Source organism: Streptomyces sp. CB02980 (genome assembly GCF_014451325.2).
Lineage (GTDB): Bacteria > Actinomycetota > Actinomycetes > Streptomycetales > Streptomycetaceae > Streptomyces.
In genome coordinates this window covers 29221-46807 of record NZ_JACSCH020000024.1, presented here as the reverse complement: position 1 = coordinate 46807, position 17587 = coordinate 29221, and the positions used below count along the sequence as shown (strand labels likewise).

At 70.0% G+C, this 17587-nt stretch carries 14 protein-coding genes; 6 read left to right on the top strand and 8 right to left on the bottom strand.

Annotation, left to right across the window (positions count from 1 at the left end; all coding sequences use genetic code 11):
* Nucleotides 1-768: 768 nt before the first annotated feature.
* Nucleotides 769-2106 (bottom strand): PLP-dependent aminotransferase family protein, encoded by a 1338-nt coding sequence (locus E0F75_RS35245; protein WP_229315058.1) that lies wholly within the window; start codon nt 2104-2106, stop codon nt 769-771.
* Nucleotides 2107-2194: 88 nt separating this feature from the next.
* Between E0F75_RS35245 and E0F75_RS35240 the strand changes: the two genes are divergently transcribed.
* Nucleotides 2195-2818: a DJ-1/PfpI family protein gene (locus E0F75_RS35240; protein WP_229315057.1), complete on the top strand. Its 624-nt coding sequence runs from the start codon at nt 2195-2197 to the stop codon at nt 2816-2818.
* Between the two features lie 191 nt (nt 2819-3009).
* Here the strand turns inward: E0F75_RS35240 and E0F75_RS35235 are convergent, their stop codons facing one another.
* Both E0F75_RS35235 and E0F75_RS35230 read right to left on the bottom strand, forming a co-directional pair.
* Entirely contained in the window at nt 3010-3159 is a 150-nt protein-coding gene (locus E0F75_RS35235) for a hypothetical protein (RefSeq protein ID WP_229315056.1), read from the bottom strand.
* 291 nt (nt 3160-3450) lie between these two features.
* Nucleotides 3451-4296 carry a class II glutamine amidotransferase gene (locus E0F75_RS35230; protein ID WP_229315055.1) on the bottom strand — a complete coding sequence of 282 codons (846 nt, stop codon included), beginning with the start codon at nt 4294-4296 and terminating at the stop codon, nt 3451-3453.
* Between the two features lie 467 nt (nt 4297-4763).
* On the opposite strand from E0F75_RS35230, the gene E0F75_RS35225 reads away from it, so the two are divergent.
* From E0F75_RS35225 to E0F75_RS35215, 3 genes are all read left to right on the top strand, one after another.
* Nucleotides 4764-5933, top strand: a complete 1170-nt coding sequence (locus tag E0F75_RS35225; protein WP_229315054.1) for a glutamate--cysteine ligase — start codon at nt 4764-4766, stop codon at nt 5931-5933.
* Between the two features lie 238 nt (nt 5934-6171).
* Complete coding sequence (locus tag E0F75_RS35220) at nt 6172-7956, top strand: N-acetylglutaminylglutamine amidotransferase (protein ID WP_229315053.1); 1785 nt, start codon at nt 6172-6174, stop codon at nt 7954-7956.
* Complete coding sequence (locus tag E0F75_RS35215; RefSeq protein WP_229315052.1) at nt 7929-9965, top strand: prolyl oligopeptidase family serine peptidase; 2037 nt, start codon at nt 7929-7931, stop codon at nt 9963-9965. Before E0F75_RS35220 ends, E0F75_RS35215 begins: the two co-directional genes overlap by 28 nt.
* Before the next feature lie 286 nt (nt 9966-10251).
* Here E0F75_RS35215 and E0F75_RS35210 read toward each other — a convergent pair whose 3' ends face one another.
* The 3 genes from E0F75_RS35210 to E0F75_RS35200 form a co-directional block, all read right to left on the bottom strand.
* Nucleotides 10252-11457: an amidohydrolase gene (locus E0F75_RS35210; RefSeq protein WP_229315051.1), complete on the bottom strand. Its 1206-nt coding sequence runs from the start codon at nt 11455-11457 to the stop codon at nt 10252-10254.
* Nucleotides 11458-11569: 112 nt separating this feature from the next.
* Nucleotides 11570-12013 carry a CBS domain-containing protein gene (locus E0F75_RS35205; protein WP_229315050.1) on the bottom strand — a complete coding sequence of 148 codons (444 nt, stop codon included), beginning with the start codon at nt 12011-12013 and terminating at the stop codon, nt 11570-11572.
* Nucleotides 12014-12477: 464 nt separating this feature from the next.
* The gene (locus E0F75_RS35200; RefSeq protein ID WP_229315049.1) at nt 12478-13419 is read right to left on the bottom strand and encodes an SMP-30/gluconolactonase/LRE family protein; all 942 of its coding nucleotides are present in this window, start codon (nt 13417-13419) and stop codon (nt 12478-12480) included.
* A 498-nt stretch (nt 13420-13917) separates the two neighbouring features.
* On the opposite strand from E0F75_RS35200, the gene E0F75_RS35195 reads away from it, so the two are divergent.
* Nucleotides 13918-15465, top strand: a complete 1548-nt coding sequence (locus E0F75_RS35195) for a DUF4157 domain-containing protein (protein WP_229315048.1) — start codon at nt 13918-13920, stop codon at nt 15463-15465.
* Nucleotides 15466-15781: 316 nt separating this feature from the next.
* On the opposite strand, the gene E0F75_RS35185 is transcribed toward E0F75_RS35195, so the two are convergent.
* Nucleotides 15782-16324 carry a GNAT family N-acetyltransferase gene (locus E0F75_RS35185; protein WP_229315110.1) on the bottom strand — a complete coding sequence of 181 codons (543 nt, stop codon included), beginning with the start codon at nt 16322-16324 and terminating at the stop codon, nt 15782-15784.
* A 494-nt stretch (nt 16325-16818) separates the two neighbouring features.
* Between E0F75_RS35185 and E0F75_RS35180 the strand changes: the two genes are divergently transcribed.
* Nucleotides 16819-17076, top strand: a complete 258-nt coding sequence (locus E0F75_RS35180) for a hypothetical protein (RefSeq protein ID WP_229315047.1) — start codon at nt 16819-16821, stop codon at nt 17074-17076.
* A gap of 246 nt (nt 17077-17322) precedes the next feature.
* Here E0F75_RS35180 and E0F75_RS35175 read toward each other — a convergent pair.
* A partial coding sequence (locus tag E0F75_RS35175) for a lysyl oxidase family protein (RefSeq protein WP_267499940.1) occupies nt 17323-17587 on the bottom strand: 265 nt, incomplete at its 5' end.

The window sequence follows — 17587 nt, the reverse complement described above, 5'->3', positions numbered from 1 at the left end:
TCACCGCGCGTTCCATCACTCCGCGACAGGCAGGGTGGAACGCAAGCGCCTGATCGTCCGCAAGATCTCGGTCCGGTTCCTCGCAGCTTTCAGCCAGCTGGGAAGCCGCTCGACCAGGCTCATCGGAGCCCACGGCACAACCTCTCCGCGCTCACGCAACTTGGCCACCACATAGGCCTCCAGCAGATGGAGATGGCGCACGTTGTACGCCCAGAGCACGTGTCCACGGCAGCTCGCCTGAAGCCACACCGGTCGCTGGAAGTAGGGATCGACAGGACTGCCCAGGACAGCAGAGTCGACCTGCCGATCCTTGAAGAAGCCGCACCCCGTGCACCGCAGCCGCCGGCTGGGGTCCAGGACCCCGGAGCCGGCGGCCTTCGCGTCTGCGGGGATCCCGGGGTGGGGCGTGACAGCGGCGCATCCATCACACCGAGGACAACGCACCAGCACCTCATCGAGGAAGTCATATCCGTACTTGCGCTCGCGCTGGTCCCGAAACCGACCCCCGGAAGCCTCTGCGTTCCCGCTCACTCGACCAGCCTGCCAGAACGCGATCTCGCTGCGGAACCGGCACCCATCTCGCTCGCGGTGGGGCGCTCGGGGAGGTGTGTCGGACGGGACCGAGCGCAGGGTCGCGATCGAGGTGCGGACAATGCCGTAGGTGACCTCGGCACACTGGTCCGGTAGTTGGTTGGGCAGTCGGGTGACGCTGGTTCAGCCTGCGGTGAACCGCCTGTCCCGGTAGGAGGGCGGCTCGTCGGGCGGAGTTCAGGTGCAGGCGTCCTCGAGGACGACCTGTCTCACCGTACGCAGCGTCGTCCGCAGACGGTCCAGATCGGTCGAGCCCAGAGCGAGGCGGAGTGCTTGTGGTGTGTGGGGCGAAGTGGTGTACGGCTCCGCTGTGGATACCGAGATGTGCTGACGCGCGAGGGTGGCGGTCAGGCGGTCGGCGCGGGCGTCGTCGGGTAGCGGCAGCCATGTGAAGTAGGACGAGGGGTGACTGACGAGGGGCAGGCCTGCCAGCTCTTGTCCGGCGAGTGCCTGGCGGGCCTTGGCGTCGCCTCGCTTTTGCGCCTCCAGGTGGTCGACCGTGCCGTCGTCGAGCCAGCGGCAGGCGATGGCGGTGGTGAGGGCCGGGGTGTTCCAGGTGGTCGCCCGGATCGCGCGTTCGAGCGACGGCAGCACGGGCGGCGGGGCGACGACGAAGCCGACCCGCAGGCCGGTGGCGATGCTCTTGGAAAGTCCCGAGACGTAGACGGTGATGTCCGGCGCGGATGCGGCCAGTGGCGGTGGCGGGTCCTCGGCCAGGTAGGCGTACGAGGCGTCCTCGATGAGGAGTGGACCGTACTGCCGGGCGATCTTGATCAGGCGGGTGCGGTCGGCTGCCGGCATGACCCAGCCCAGAGGGTTGTGCAAGGTGGGCATGGTGTAGATCGCGCGCACGGGGCGGGTCGCGCACAGCTTCTCCAGGGCATCGAGGTCCGGCCCGTCGGTGGTTGCGGGTATGGGCTCCAGGTCGAGATGAAACGCATGCGCGAGCACCTTGAAACCTGGATAGGTCAGTGCGTCGACCGCGACGACATCGCCCGCGTTCAACATGGCCATGACCGTGATGGCCAGGCCGTGTTGAGCACCGCCTGCGATGGCGATCCGATCCGCGTCCGTGGTGATTCCCCGGCGCCTCAGGTGCCTCGCGATCGAGGCTCTGTCCTGGGGACGTCCTCGATGTGGCTGGTAGCGCAGCAGCGAGTCGAGATCACCAGAGGCGGCCACCTCTCGCAGGGCCTGGCGCAGGAGGTCGGCCTGGCCGGGCAGGGAGGGATAGTTGAAGCTGAGGTCGACCGCGTCCGTGGCGACGGCCTGCTGATCGATGCCATGACCAGCAGGAATCGTCATGTCACGCACGAAAGTGCCGCGGCCCTGTTCCCGGCTCACCAGGCCCATCACTTCCAGCTCCGCGTACACCCGCGTCGCGGTCACCACGGCGATGCCCTCGCGGGTGGCGAGAGCGCGGTGCGTCGGCAACCGCGCACCTGCGGCCAGTCGCCCCGACCGGATGTCGGATGCGAGCGCGTCGACCAGCTGTTTGTAGCTCGGGGCTGCCATGCGCCGAATTGTATCCATGACAATTCTTTGACTGTCCTGTTCGCGGGTCCTTACCGTCAGACCCCACCCAGCCGGAAGGACATCCGCCGTGCACATCGCCATCCTCACCTTCGAGGGCTACAACGAGCTCGACTCCCTGATCGCGCTCGGTGTCCTCAACCGCATCAAGACCGACGACTGGCGCGTCACCATCGCCACCCCCACCCCCAAGGTGACCTCGATGAACGGCGTCGTCATCGAGCAGATGTCCACCCTTGAGGAGGCGTGCGCCGCGGACGCCGTCATCGTCGGCAGTGGCATCGCCACCCGCGAGGTCGTCGAAGACCCGGCGATCATGAAGGTCCTGCGCGGCCTGGACCCCTCGCGCCAACTCATCGCTGCGCAGTGCTCCGGCGCGCTCGTGCTCGCCAAGCTCGGCCTGCTCAACGACATCCCCGCCTGCACCGACCTGACCACCAAGCCCTGGGTCATCGCCGCCGGCGTCGATGTACTCAACCAGCCCTTCTACGCCAAGGACAACATCGCCACCGCCGGTGGCTGCCTGGCCTCGCAGTACCTCGCCGCCTGGATCATCACCCGCCTCGAAGGCAACGACGCCGCCGAAAGCGCACTGCACTACGTCGCCCCCGTCGGCGAGAAGGAGGAGTACATCGAGCGTGCCTGGCGCAACATCACCCCCTACCTCCCCGCAGCTACACAGGCGCTCGCCTGACACACCGACCTCACGCGCCACCAGCAGCCGAGTGCGCACCTTGTCGTCGCACCCTTGGAACGGTTGCCGGCTCTGGGAGCGATGGGTGCGCTGGACGGACGTGATTCCACGGGCTCCACGGGCTCCACGGGCTCCACGGGCCGGACGATCAGCCACACCGCACCCGGTGAGGCGATCGCAATGATGGAGCGTCAGAGAGGGCGCACGGTGGCCGCGCTGTCCGACCAGAGCCAGTTCACAGGCGCGTACTGCTTCCTCAGCGCGGTGCGCTCGCGCCCGTAGCCACTCAGCGTGGCCTCCACCGTCACCGCCAGGTCGTCCAGGTCCTGCGGCACTGGCACCCGCAGCAGCAGGTGCTGCCTTCGCGGTGTGCGAGGAGCAGTTCCCCTGCGGGTGTGCACTCCGGCAGGGCGACGTGGACGAGGGCTTGAACGCTTCTCGGCAGTGGACATCCGGGCGGCAGCTCCCCGTCGGCGCTCCACGCGTACAGGCCGTAGCGGTCTCCGTGTGCCACGCCCGTGGCGCGAGGCGTGACAGGTGGCGCGCTCCGGAGAGGCGCCGTTCATCGAGGCTTCGGCGCCGCGTCCGGTGTGCTGCGCGCGGGTCGGCTGCGATCTCGTGTACGGAGCCGATCACGACCCCCGACCCTGCGGGGCCGGAGCAAAGGGCAACAGCTCGTCAGCGCCGGGCTGAATGACGAGGTAGCTGCTTTCCGGCACCTCGTTCCAGGCGCCCGGCAGGTCGTCGAGGGGTTCGGACACGATGAGTCGGGACTCCGGGGAGATGTCCCGCAGGAACGCGATGTCGGGATGCAGCTTGCGCAAGTCGTCCACCCGGCTGCTTTCGAACAGCGAGCGCGATGCCTGTTCCGTGGAGTAGCGGAAGGCCCAGAGGCGTTCGCCGTCGGTGATCGCGAGGGTCATCTGGAGCGGGAACTCCACCCCGTGGTGACGGCCGACACGCTCCACCACGCCTGCCATCCGGGCCACGGCGGCGAGCGGGTCCTGATCCAGACCGAAGGTGAGGGTCAGGTAGAACATCACCTCGGAATCGGTCGTCCCCTCAAGGTCGGCGAAGAGCGCGGGGTCGATGAGCAGCGCCAGGTCACGACGCATGAGGTGGAAGCCGGCGATGGCTCCGTTGTGCATGAACATCCAGCGACCGCGGCGGAACGGGTGGCAATTGGACTGCTGTACCGCTGTCCCGGTCGACGCCCGGATATGGGCGAAGAACAGCGGGGAGCGAATGTGATCCGCCAACTCCCGCAGATTGCGATTGTTCCAGGCGGGGCCTACGTCCCTGAGAAGCGCCGGGGTGCTGCTCTCGTCGGTGTACCAGCCGACCCCGAACCCGTCGCCGTTCGTGGTCTCCACGCCGAGCTTGGCATAGCGGCTCTGGTCGATCAGCGAGTGGGCCGGTTTGTACAGGATGGTATCGAGCAGCACGGGCGTTCCCGCATACGCGAGCCATCGGCACATACATGATCACCTGGGTCTCTGCAGCACCGCGCGGAACTCTTCCGCCCCGGGCACGGCCCTGCTCGACGTATGGGAACGGCATGCCCGCGTGGGTCGGGCCACGCTGCGGGTCTACTCGTCCGACTCTCATTCTCGACTCCGCCTCCGGACGGCGCCAGGCGGGCCGGGATCCGTGTCAGCGACGCCCGGGCGCACTCGGCGTCGCTGAAGAGGAACAGACAGGTTCGTGTCGTGGCGTGCCCGGTCCGCTTGCCACCTCAAACGGGCATACCGCCATGGCAGGCAGGACGAACGACGGAGGCCCGACCCCATCGCCGCAGATGCTCCAATGAGCGCAATATGTTACATATGAGCAGTACATGCTTGGATCGGCCCCCATGGGGCAGTCGCACACCAGGCCCGGACGGGGTCGCCGCGCCGGATCGAACTACAGGCCCGAAGATCGTCGAACTCGCACAGGAGTCGCAGTGGTCGCCCGCATAGGTGTCGAAGAAGAGTTCCATGTGATCGATGTCGAGAGCGGCGCGCTGATACCTCGGGCCGACGCCGTACTCGGGCGGCTTTCCCGACACGGGGGCGACTTCACACAGGAGCTGCCCCAGTCGGTCGTCGAGTCGAACAGTGGCGTACACGCGCTTCTCGACGAGCTCTACGCGGACCTGTCCGCGTCGCGGCGGTGCCTCAACGCCGCCGCTTCCTCTCAGGGGCTTGCGATCATGGCAGCGGGCGCGGCCCCGATCGCACGACTGGGAGCCGTACCCGCGACCGACGACCCTCGCTACATCGCCATGACGGAGGAGTACCGGCGCCTCGCCGACGAGCAGCTGATATGCGGCGCCCAAGTGCATGTCGACGTCCCCGACAAAGACACCGCCGTACGGGCGCTCTGCGCGATCAACCCATGGCTTCCGCCCCTTCTGGCGCTGTCCGCGAGCTCTCCCTACTGGCTCGGGGCCGACACGGGCTACGCGAGCTGGCGCACCATGCTCTGGCAGCGCTGGCCCACCTCGGGACCGGCCGGATGCTTCACCGGCGCCGAGGAGTACGACGCCGCAGTCGGCGAGCTGATCGTCACCGGCGTCATCAGCGATCCTGGAATGATCTACTACGACGTCCGCCCGTCCGCCCACCTGCAGACGCTCGAACTGCGCATCTGCGACGCCTGCCCGCGTGTCGAGACGGTGGTGCTGATCGCGGCCCTGTTCCGGGCCCTCGTCGTCGACGCCTGCGCCCACGCCGAGCCGGCCCACTGCGACGACCGGCACGAATGGCTGCGCACGGCGACGTGGCGGGCCGCACGATCCGGCCTGGAGGGCGATCTGATCGACCCCGCCACCCGTCGGCCCGCGTCGGCTCCCGAGGTGGTACGAGGCTTGCTTCGCCGGCTGCGCCCGACGCTGGAGGCGTACGGGGACTGGGAGCTCGCTCAGAGCCTGGCCGAGGAGGCCCTGGCCCGCGGCAGCGCCGCGCACCGCCTTCGCCGAGCGGCGTCCGACGACGACCTGCTCGCGGCCGTGGACCTGTTCCTGGCCGAGACCCGCGGTGAGGACTGGAGCGGTCGCAAGCGGGCGGGCGCGCGGGGCGGGGCGCCCCGCTCCCCGGTGCGGGGCGTGCCGGCGAAGGCCTACTGGAGGTGACGCACCGGCGCCACCGACCCACACGGAACGACCTCGGCGCCACGCGGGCCGCCGTTCTCGCCTGTCGCGAGCGGACGACCCCCTGCCGTCGGACGGCAGGTCGAAGAGAGAACACCATGCTGATGTCGAACAATGCGCGGAGGAGAACAGACATGCGGACACGCGTCTTCCCCAGCGCCACGCCGCCTCGGGTGTCTTCGAGGCTCGCGCAGGTGTCCGCCCGTCCGGGAGGTGCCGGGTGTGCGGCTTGAGCGGTGAGATCCGCTTCGACGAGGGACGGCCCGATCTGGCGGCGGTCGAGCGCATGACCGACCGGATGGCGGCCCGCGGCCCGGACGGCCGGGGCATGTGGTCACAGGGAGCCGTCGCGCTGGGCCATCGACGGCTGAAGATCATCGACCTGTCGGAGCGCGCAGCCCAGCCGATGACGGACAGCGAAGCAATGGTGACCTGTGCCTTCAACGGCTGTATCTACAACTACCGGCAACTCCGCGAGGAACTGCGGCGACTCGGCCACCGCTTCGTCACCACCTCCGACACCGAAGTGGTCATCAAGGCCTACCGCCAGTGGGGCACCGACTTCGTCCAGCACTTCGTCGGCATGTTCGCCGTGGCGCTGGTGGAACACGACACGGGCCGGCTCGTGCTCGCACGTGACCGGCTGGGCGTCAAGCCCCTCTACCTGGCCGAGCTGCCCGGCCGACTGCGCTTCGCCTCCACGCTTCCGGCCCTTCTCGCGGGCGGCGGGGTGAACACCTCACTCGACCCGGTAGCGGTGCACCAGTACATGAGCTGGCACGCGACGGTCGCCGCACCACGCACGGTCCTCGCCGGAGTACGCAAGCTCCCGCCGGCGACCGTCCGTGTCGTGGAGCCGGACGGCACGCATCGCGACCATCGCTACTGGCAACCCTCCTACACGCGCCGCAGCGAGTTCGCCGGGATGGGGCCGGGTGACTGGCGGGACGCCGTGCTCGCCGCGCTCCGCACGGCCGTCCGCCGCCGGACGGTGGCCGACGTACCGGTCGGCGTCCTGCTGTCGGGCGGCCTCGACTCCAGCCTCATCGTGGCCCTGCTGGCCGAGGAGGGACAGCAGGACCTGGCGACCTTCAGCGTGGGCTTCGAGTCGGAGGCGGGCGAGGAGGGTGACGAATTCGCCTACTCGGACCAGGTCTCGCGACTCTTCGACACCGAGCACCACCAGCTCATGGTGCCGTCGGACCGGATCTCCACCGCCCTGGGCGGTGCGATCGCCGCCATGAGCGAACCGATGATGAGCCACGACGTCGTCGCCTTCCACCTGCTGTCGGAGCTGGTCTCCAAGGAGATCAGCGTCGTACAGAGCGGCCAGGGAGCCGACGAGGTGTTCGCCGGCTACCACTGGTACCCCGCGCTGGCGGGCGTCGAGCGGGAAAGGGAGCCCCAGCGTTACGAAGAGACCTACTTCGACCACTCCCACACCGACCTCGCGAAGATCCTGCAACCGCACATGCTGCCCGACCACGACACGTCCTCGGCGTTCGTCCGCGCGCACATGGCCGCGCGGGGCGCCGAGACCGCACTGGACGCGGCACTCCGGCTCGACACGCACGTCATGCTGGTCGACGATCCGGTCAAGCGGGTCGACAACATGACCATGGACTGGGGCCTGGAGGCGCGGGTGCCCTTCCTCGACCACGAGCTGGTCGAGCTGGCGGCCGCCTGCCCGCCCGAACTGAAACTCGCCGAAGGCGGCAAGGGCGTGCTCAAGCAAGCTGGGCGCACCGTGCTCCCGCGCACCATCGTCGACCGTCCCAAGGGCTACTTCCCGGTGCCGGCCATCCGCCACATGGCCGGTCCCGTTCTCGAACGTGTTCGGGAGGCCCTGTCCGCGCCGGAAGCCCGGGCACGCGGGCTCTTCCGCGACGAGTACGTGACCTCGCTGCTGGCGGCACCCGACGACCACCGCACGAACCGAGGGGCGAACGCCCTGTGGCAAGTAGCGTTGTTGGAGACATGGCTGCAGACGCACGGAATCAACTGACGGACAAGCCCTTGTCGACGGCTCCCGTCGCGGAGCCGCTCGCCGAAGCGGCCGGCCCGCGGGACACCCCGCGGCCGCGGGTGGCCCACGGCTGCTGGTACCCCTCCCCCGACCCCCGAGGCGAGCACGTCGCGTTCATCTGCGACCGCGAGGGCGCGCCCCAGCTCTGGACCGGGCCGGTGGGCAGCAACGACGTCCACCTCCTTGACACCGGTCCGGATCACGTCACGGAGGTCTCCTGGTCTCCGAGCGGCGAGTGGATCGCGTACACCGTGGCCCCTGGCGGGAGCGGCCACACGCGCGTGCTCTGCGTCCGCCCCGACGGCTCGGGCCGCAGGGTCCTGGCGGGCGCGGAACAGGGGAGCTCGGCCTATCTGGGGTGCTGGGCCCCGGACGGCTCGGCCCTGGCGGTGACGGTCGCCGAGCCGGTGAGTGAGAGCGCCGGCCCGCTCACCGACGGGGACCGCCCCGCCGGCTGGACGGAACGCGACGGGCACGCGACCCTCCTCGACGGCGTACGCCCGGGCGGGGCGAGCGTCGGGACGCCGGCGCCGGTCCGTGACCGGCTCACGGCATATCTCGTCGATCCCGCCGGGACGACCGCGCCCGAGCTCCTCTGCGACGAGACCGAGGCGGCGACACTGCGCGTGTGCGACATCAGCCGGGACGGGCGCCTGGCCCTGCTGCGCCGCGGGCCCCGAGGCAGGCGCGAGGCCGTCGTCGTACGCACGGCAGACCAGACCCCGACGTGCGCGCTGCCCGTCGCGGACGGGGACCCGTGGATCGGCCGCTTCTCGTCCGACGCCCGCACGGTGTGGCTGCGCAGCAACCACGAACGGGAGTTCGCGGCGCTGCTGGCGCTCCACCTCGACGGAGCCGACGAGCGGAAGGAGCTCGCCGTGGTGATCGCACGCGACGCGTGCGACCTCGAACTCCTCACCCTCGTGGAGAGCGACCGGCGAGCGGCCCTGGCCTGGAACGACGGCGGGACAAGCGTGCTCGAGACCCTCCCCCTGACCGATGGACGGACCGAGCCGCCCGCGCCGCGCGAGGTGACGCTGGCGCACGAGGTGGTCACCCGGGTGACGCCCGCGGGGCCGGACGGCATGGTGGTCGCGCTCTCGGGTTCCCGGCGACGACCCGGCGTGTGGTCCGTGCCTGCTGCGACGCCGCCCGCGCGTATGCCGTGGTCGGCGAGCGACGCCGCGTCCGTGCCCCGGGGGCTCCCGCCCGTACGGCCCGTACCCCTGCGGGCCACGGCTCGCGACGGGCTCCTCCTGGGCGGCTGGTACCACCGTGCCCCCGGCCGGGCCCCCGGTGAGCCGGCACCGTGCATCCTGCATCTGCACGGCGGCCCGGAAGAACAGGAACGCCCGGTCTTCGACCCGCTCTACCAGGAACTGCTCGGCCGGGGCTTGGACGTCTTCGCCCCCGACGTCCGCGGCTCCTCCGGCTGGGGCCGCTCCTTCGTCGACGCCGACCTGGGTGAAGGCCGCTTCGCCGCGATCGACGACGTCGCCGACTGTGCGACCCACGCGGTCGCGTCGGGCCTCGCCGATCCCCGGCGGCTGGCCGTGATGGGTCACTCGTACGGCGGCTACCTCACGATGGCCTCACTCGTGTGGCACCCCCACCTCTTCCGCACGGGCATCACGGTGTGCGGGATGTCGGACTTCGCCACGTTCTTCGCCGGAACCGAGCCTTGGCTGGCCGAATCCGCCGCACACAAGTACGGCCATCCTGAACGGGACGGCGCGCTGCTGCGTGCGCTCTCCCCCATGAGCCGCGTCGACGAGCTGCGCGTGCCCCTGCTCGCCGTGCACGGCGAGCACGACACGAACGTCCCGCCCGGCGAGTCCGAGCAGATCGTCAGCGCCGCGCGTGCACGGGGGCTGGTGGCGGAACTTCTGCTGCTGCGCGACGAGGGCCACGACTTCCGGCGTGCCGGCAACCGGCGGCTGTTCCGGCGCGCCGCCGCGGAGTGGATGCAGCGGTGGCTGCTCGGCTGAGCTCCCCGCGGACCGGTTCCGCCTGACACAGCGCCCAGCGGCCCGGTGCGTGCTGTGGGCATGGGTGTTTTCGCCCCTTTCAGGACGTCTACGCGGCCCTCGACGGCCGGCGCCGCCGGATGGTCCAGCACGGGCACGCCCTCTACGACGACACGCTCGCCTTGCCGAGTCCGTACGGGCCCGGATCGCCGAGACATACCAACTCCACGTCCACGGGCGCGACGACTTCTGCGGGCCCGGCGTGCGGCCGACCTCAGCCGGACCGGGCTCGCGCGGATCGGGCCGGTCACAGCCCTGCGGCGACCTTCGCCCTCAGCCGCGCCCAGGCCCGCTCCCGTACATCCGGACGCAGCAGGACGTCGACCGCCGTGCACGCCAGCGCCTCCGCCGCGGCCGGCATCACACGCCGCGCCCGGGGCCCCGCCGCCGCCTCCGCGAACTCGGGCGTGTGGCCGGATCCGTCCGAGCTCATGATGGCGACCCATGGATGGATCCCGGGCACCAGCGCGCTGACGTTCCCGAAGTCGGACGACCCCAGGTACACGCCCGGTTCGGGCTCCGACAACCGGATGCCCGCCCGGCCCAGGTGGCCGGCGAACAGGCCCGACAGCACCTCGTTGTCACGGAAGTGCTCGTACCGCCCTCCCACGTCGGTCACCTCCGCCCTGGTACGGGTGGCCAGCGCCACGCCCTGCGCGCAGGAGCGCAGCTCCTCCACCAGCTCCTCCAGCGCGGAGGTGGTTCCCCCGCGCAACCCGAACAGGCCCTCCGCGTACTCGGGGACGATGTTCGTGGCCCGCCCGCCGTCCGTCACGATGCCGTGGACGTGCGATCCCGAGGGAAGCCGCTTGCTCAGCACGCCGAGCGTGTTGAAGAGCTGGATCAGCGCCCCCAGCGCGTCGATTCCCTCCGTAGGGCTGCCGGTCGGGTGCGCGGCGCGGCCGTGGAACCCCACCCGGACCTGTGCGCTGGCCGTCAGCGGCGCCCACGTCCAGTCGTGGACACCCGGATGGAACATCAGGGCCGCGTCCACGCCCTCGAACAGCCCGGCCGCCACCTCCACGACCTTGCCGCCGCCGCGCTCCTCCGCGGGCGCTCCGACCGCCAGCAGAGACCCCTCGACCTCTCCGAGCGCGGCCCGCACGGCGAGTGCCGCGCCGAGGCCCGCCGAGGCGATCAGATTGTGGCCGCACGCGTGCCCGAGGAGGGGCAGGGCGTCGTACTCCAGCAGGAGGGCGACACAAGGACCGGCCCCCGGCCTGCCTGCCGACCCCGTGCGGGCGACGAACGCGGTCGGCAGGTCGGCCACCCCGCGTTCCACCTCGAAGCCGTCCCGTTCGAGTTCGCCCGCCAGCAGCCGGGCCGCCCGATGCTCCTCGTAGGCTGTCTCCGGCTCGCGATGCAGCGCGAGGCTCACGTCCCACAGCCGGTCCTCCCGGGCGGACACCTCCTGCCTGATGCGGGCGTACAGGGACTCCGCGACCTGTGACACGTGGGCCTCCTCGGGCCAGGTCGCCCCTTCTGGTGCGTCGGCGCCGACCGGCGGGCGGCTGGGACGCAGGTCCCTTCGTCGTCCGCCGTGTGTCGGCCTGAGAAACGGGCCCTCAGCGGGCGCCCGCGTACACGCGGCTCGCGAACTCGGCGATCTGCTGGTCGGTGAGGTTCTGGGCGAGGTTGGCCTCCGAGATCATCCCGCAGAGACGGTGTCCGTTCTCCACGTCGATCACCGGCAGTCGCTTCACCTGGTTCTCCTCCATGACGTGCAGGGCATCGGTCGCCGACGCCTCAGCGTCGATCCAGTGCAGCTCGCCGCCGAGGGAACCGCACTCGACCTGGGCGGGGTCGTCCCCGGCGGCCACGCACTCGATGACGATGTCGCGGTCGGTGACCATACCCATCAGCCTGTCGTCATCACCACAGATGGGCATCGCACCCACCTGAATGTCCCGCATCATCTTCGCCGCGTCATGCAAGGACTCGTGTTCGCCGACACATTGTGTACCCGCTGTCATGATGTCGCGGGCCTTGAGCGGCTTGTTCTCTGCCATGATCGCTCCTCCCGTCTGGCACGCATGGTGCCTACGGGTCGGCTTCCCTGTTCTTCCATCGCACCACGCATCTCCGGTGCCTGCCACGCTGCTCGACATCCGTCGCCGCGCCTCGACCCGCACGGACTGTGTCTCGCCGGATCTGCGGTTCCCGTCCAGCCGGCACCCCATGCCACAGAGGCACGGGCCCCTTCCGATCAGCACAGTGGCCTCTCCTGTGGGGACTTCACGGGAGCCAATTCACGGTGGGTCACGCATACGTTCGGACGCGCGGGGCACGCGAACGTCAGCCACAGGCGGCTGCTGGAGCACGGCTCCAGGGCGGTCATTCAGGCCTTACAGGCGGGAACATGAGCGCGACTGACGACGGTGGGAGCAAGTCGTCCGCCGACCGGCGAAGCGTCCGCGCTACGCTGCCGAACGCGCGCAGCTGCGCGCGGCCCGGAGGCGCCGGATCGTGATCTTCAGGGGCGGGTGCCCATCGGCGGGAAGGCGAGGCCCGTCGGCGTGTTCAGGCCGGTGGCCGGGAGGGTGGTCTGGCCACCACCTGTCTCCTGGACGCGGACCACCCGGTTGTTGAAGCCGTCGGCGATGTACAGACCGCCGCAGCCGTCGAGCGCGAGACCGAGCGGGTCGCTGAGACCGCTGGTGGGGACGGTGGTCTGGCCGCCGCCCGCCGCGATCTTCACCACGCGGTTGTTGCCGCTGTCGGCGATGTAGAGGTCCCCCGCGGCGCTGAGTGCCAGTCCGGTCGGCTGGGAGAGGCCGACGGTGGGGATCGTGGACTGGCCGCTCCCGTCACCGGCCACCTTGACGACGCGGTCGTTGACGAAGTCGGAGACGTACAGGTTCCCGGCGGCATCCAGCGCCAGCCCCCAGGGGTGCAGCAGCCCTGCGGTCGGTACGGTCGTCTGGGTACCGTCGGCCACGGACACCTTCACGACCCGGTCGTTGAAGCTGTCGGCGACGTAGAGATTCCCCGCCCGGTCCAGGGCGAGCCCCAGCGGGCGTGACAGGCCGTCGGTGGGGACGGTGGACTGGCCGCCCCCGTCCGCTGCCATCACGACCACGCGATTGTTGCCGGTGTCCGACACGTAGAGGCGGCCCGCCACGTCCCCGGCCATGCCCGTCGGCCGTACCAGACCCTCAAAGGGCACGGTCTCCTGATCGCCGCCCCTCGCGGGCAGGGCGACGACCCGGTTGTTGCCGTAGTCGGACACGTACAGGGGCGCATGCGCGGGGGGACGACCGTCCTGCGACGGGGCCGCGCCCGCCGTCGTCGTGGGGAGCGTGCACAGCGCCACGAAACCCACCGCGGCGGCGAGCCGACGGGCCCATCGGCGCGAGGCACGCCCCTTCAAAGGCGCGAACGTCACCGTTCCGGACCCTGCCGTCGTACGTGCCATGACTCCCCATCAGATCTGAGCGGCCGACCCGCTGCCGTACCTGCCCCGACCATAGGAAGCAGCTCCGGCCCACGCAGGAACCACGCCGCCCACCCGACCCCAGGCCACCCCAACGTCCCAGACACCGGCCTCAAGGGCCGCCGACCTTGACACACCCGACGGTTCCCGTCGAGGCGTCGAGGGAGGCGGCAGGACTCCCCCGCATGCCGCAGCGGCAAGCCGAACCCTCCACCTCATTCCGCCCCGGTGCCCGGCAGGACGGCATCCGTGCCTCGATGTCTGCCCGATGTCTGCCCCAACGGACCTGGCGACGGGCGGGGCGAGCAGATCGTCTTGCCTTGTCCGCTCCTCTTGAAAGGCAGTCAGTTGCAACAACACCGACGCCAGGTCGACCAGACCACCAGCAGTCCATCCCCGGTGCCCCGGGAGACGGCCCCAGGGGACCAGGCCGGGCTCCTCGCACTCCAGCGCGCCGCGGGCAACGCCGCGGTCCTGCGCATGCTGCAGCTCTCCGGACACCCCTACGCCCAGCCATCCGTGCAGCGAGATGAGCAGCACCGGCACGGCGCCGGATGCGGCCACCAGCAGACCGCCCCGCCCGCCGCCGTGCAGCGCTCCGCCGTCCACGACGTGCTGAACGCAGGCGGCCGTCCTCTCGACGAACCGGTCCGAGAGGAGATGGAAGCCCGCCTCGGCGCCGACTTCTCCGACGTCCGCATCCACGACGGCAGCGAAGCCCGCGCCTCCGCCGCCGAAGTCGGCGCCCGCGCCTACACCAGCGGCAGCCACGTCGTCATCGGCGACGGCGGCGCGGACAAGCACACCCTCGCCCACGAGCTCACCCATGTCATCCAGCAGCGCCAGGGGCCGGTGGCGGGCACCGACAACGGCAGCGGCCTGAAGGTCTCCGACCCCTCCGACCGATTCGAACGCGAAGCCGAAGCCAATGCCACCCGCGCGCTCAGCCGCCCAGCAGCGTCGATCGCGGCATACGCTCCAGACAGCGGCGCGACCTCTCCGGCGGGATCCGGGACGCAGGCCGCAGCTCCTCAGGTGCAGCGCATGGTGACGGCCGGGGGCCAGTCGTACAACGACGTCGACTCCCTCCTCCAGGCCGCCCAAGCAGCCGGGTTCACCACCGCCAACTTCGAGGCGGGGACCTGGCTTCGCCCCCTCCTCACGTCGATGGTCGATTCGGACATCAACTACACGTTCTCCCAGGGGGACGCCCGCGACGCGCTGCTCTGGGTGGCCATGCACTCGGTGGTCGAAGACCTGTACCGCCATTTGAGCCGTCATATCGACAGGCAGGACGCGGAGGAGGCGGGAACGCCCGCACCGGCACAGGAGGCCGGAGCACCCACCGTCGGTGGCGCGAACGAATGGAGTTTCACGCCCAAGCTGCGAATCCTGCGCCGCGAACAGGCGAGGTTCGCCGCCGTCGGCATCACGTCCACCGGCTCTGAGCAGGAGAGCCAACGCAGGGACTTCACGATCCTCGGACGGACCTACAGCGTGGGGCGCCAGGGGACGAACCACTACTACGTCTTCCCGCCGAACGGCGGCATGCACACCTACGCCGGCGGCGATGACGGGCTGCGAAGGAACACCGCCCTCCCCATCGTCGAAGCGCTCATCCAAAGCAGCAACACGGAAGACGCGCCAACCGGACAACAGATCTCTGTCCGGGATCTCGACGAGTTCGTGTTCGCCTTCCTGGCCGAACCCACCCGGTGGAATCCCGAACACATCTTCAATGTCCTGGCCCTCGACCGGCAACCGAACCCGCCCCTCCCGGGCGGCAGTCCCCGCATCACCGGCGGCGCGGCCACCATCCCCTTGCCGATGGCCGCGGGAGGGACGTTCAACCCGGACACCGGCCCCGACAACCTCGGCGTGCTGGCGGATCGGGTCCCCGACCGGGCGATCACCATGGTCCGTAGGCTCGGGCTGGACCGGGGACTGACGCAGCTCTTGAGGAAGCCCAACATGACCCGCGAAAGGCTCACCAGGTTCATGGGCCAAGGCCTGGGCATCCTCGAGTGACCACAGCAAGGGCATGAGCGGCGACGGTACGGGCCGCCTCAGGGGGAGCCGGAGCCCGTCAGTGGGCGACGTCGGGCGCCCCGGAGGTCCTGCGTCTCCCCGGCGGGTCTGGTGTGACCCCGCCGGTTGTACGTCGCCCCCGGCGCTCCGGTGGGCGCCGGGGGCCACAGCAGACGGCCCTCGCTGCCGGAAGCGACGGTGTACTTGTGGGTGTTCTCCCGCCGCTTGCCTGAGACGAACCAGCGCCTTCCCGGCCGGTGGGCGGCAGGTCGAGCTGACCAAGGCCCGGCCAGATCAGGTCGAGTCGGGTAGCCCCTCAGTCCTCGGCGTCGCGCAGGCCGACGCAGTCAAAGGCCCAAAAAGCCTCCGAGTAGACGAAGGTGCCCGTCATCCATGGCTCGTGAGCGGACAACCGGGCGACCTGAAACGCGGCTTCAGGGATACGCAGCGACGGCGAACGAAAGCCCACCGCGCCGGCACCCTCGAAGCCGCGCGTGCCGTAGTAGCGCGGCGAACCCTCCAGGAACACCAACGGCACACCCTGGCTGTCGGCCGCCTCGAGGGCGTGGGCGATGAGCTGCGTACCGATGCCCTGACGCTGGAACTCCGGGACCACGCCCAGTGGTGACAGCGACAGGACGTCCACGATCCGGCGCGGGGCGTCCAACCGCGTCGCGCTCAGCAGGACATGCCCGACGACCCGGTCCTCAACGACAGCGACGAAAGACATCGGCGCCCATGCAGCCTCCGCAACCCTAAGTGCCTCCACGAGCCCGGGAACCCGATCGCTGTCACCGAAGGCGCGCGTATGGACCTCGCGCACATCCCGGTGATCGTCAGCGGTCTCTTGCCGGATCACCAGCCCGGTGCCACCGGGAGCGATCCGGGAGCCTGCAGGCGCGTCATGTGACGTCATGGCCGCGAGGATAGATCGCGGGGCGACTCGTGCGCGAGGAAATTGCGCACCAGGTCGTGAGACCTCGGGCGTCCACCGGAGAGTCTCCTCCGACGCCCGCGAGCGCCGCGGCGAAACCTGCGGCGGGGCGAGGCGATCTGCACGAGATGCCGAAGCCGAAGAAGCAGGCAGTCCCGAAGAAGACCCCTCAAGAAGACCACAGCCCGGCGGAAGAAGTCAGCCTGGGGGCTGTCCAGGCGATCCTACGAGCCGGACAAGAGTGGCGGCGGTGGCTGTGTCGTGAGGGTTCTGTCATCCCGTCGTCGGCCGGCCATACGCCGGCGGGACGGGCGGACCTTGGTCCGGACGGGCTACTTCGCCGGGTTCGGTCAGCCGGAGGCTTCGATACTGGCCGTCGACAGCCCCGACGGCGGGGCGCGACGAAGAAGGAGTCCGAGATGAACCCGCCACCGGCCCCGGAGTCCCCCTGCCAGATGATGAAGCGCCTGGCGAAGGAGCTGGAGAAGAGCATCGACAAGAGCAAGGAGCGCGCGAAGGAGTTCAGGGACAGGATCACCGAGTTGGAGGCGCAAGCGAACCCGGACCAGGCGCAGATCAGCGCCCTCAAGCAAACCCTGGAACACCTGAGGAAGAAGATCGAGGATGACCGCGTGACCCTGTCGGACCTGGAGAGCGTGATCAGCGAGAACTGCTAGGGAGTGTCTTTCCGATCATCGGATCGTGGCTGCGACTTCGCCAGGCGCCTCGTCCTCTGGGGGTGACTCAAGTGGTGGTCGTACCGGGAGTCGGTTCGTCACCTGTCTCTTTCTTGTACCGCACTTTCTTCGCCCGCTGCCTGCCGCTGCGCGACCCTCGGCACGAGATCGAAGAGCTGCTCCGGATGACGACCGAGCCGGCCCTGTGGGGCCGGCTCGGCGGGTACTGCGGGGATCGCCCTGTGGTCAGTTCGCGTTCACGAGGTCGTGGGCGGGGACGGTGACGGTCCGCCGACCGGGAGTGCCGCCGAGGACGACCTTGCGCAGGGCGCTGTTGTTGTCGAGATTGGTCTCCTTCAGCCGCTTGGCCGGGTTGGCGAGGACCTGGATGTAGTAGGTGCCGTTGGGCAGGTCCGTGATGTCGAAGGACTGTCCCGGCAGGTCCTGGGTGTAGGTGTCACCGGAGCCGACGTCCAGGACCTCACGGACGGAGATGGAGTTCTCCTGGCCG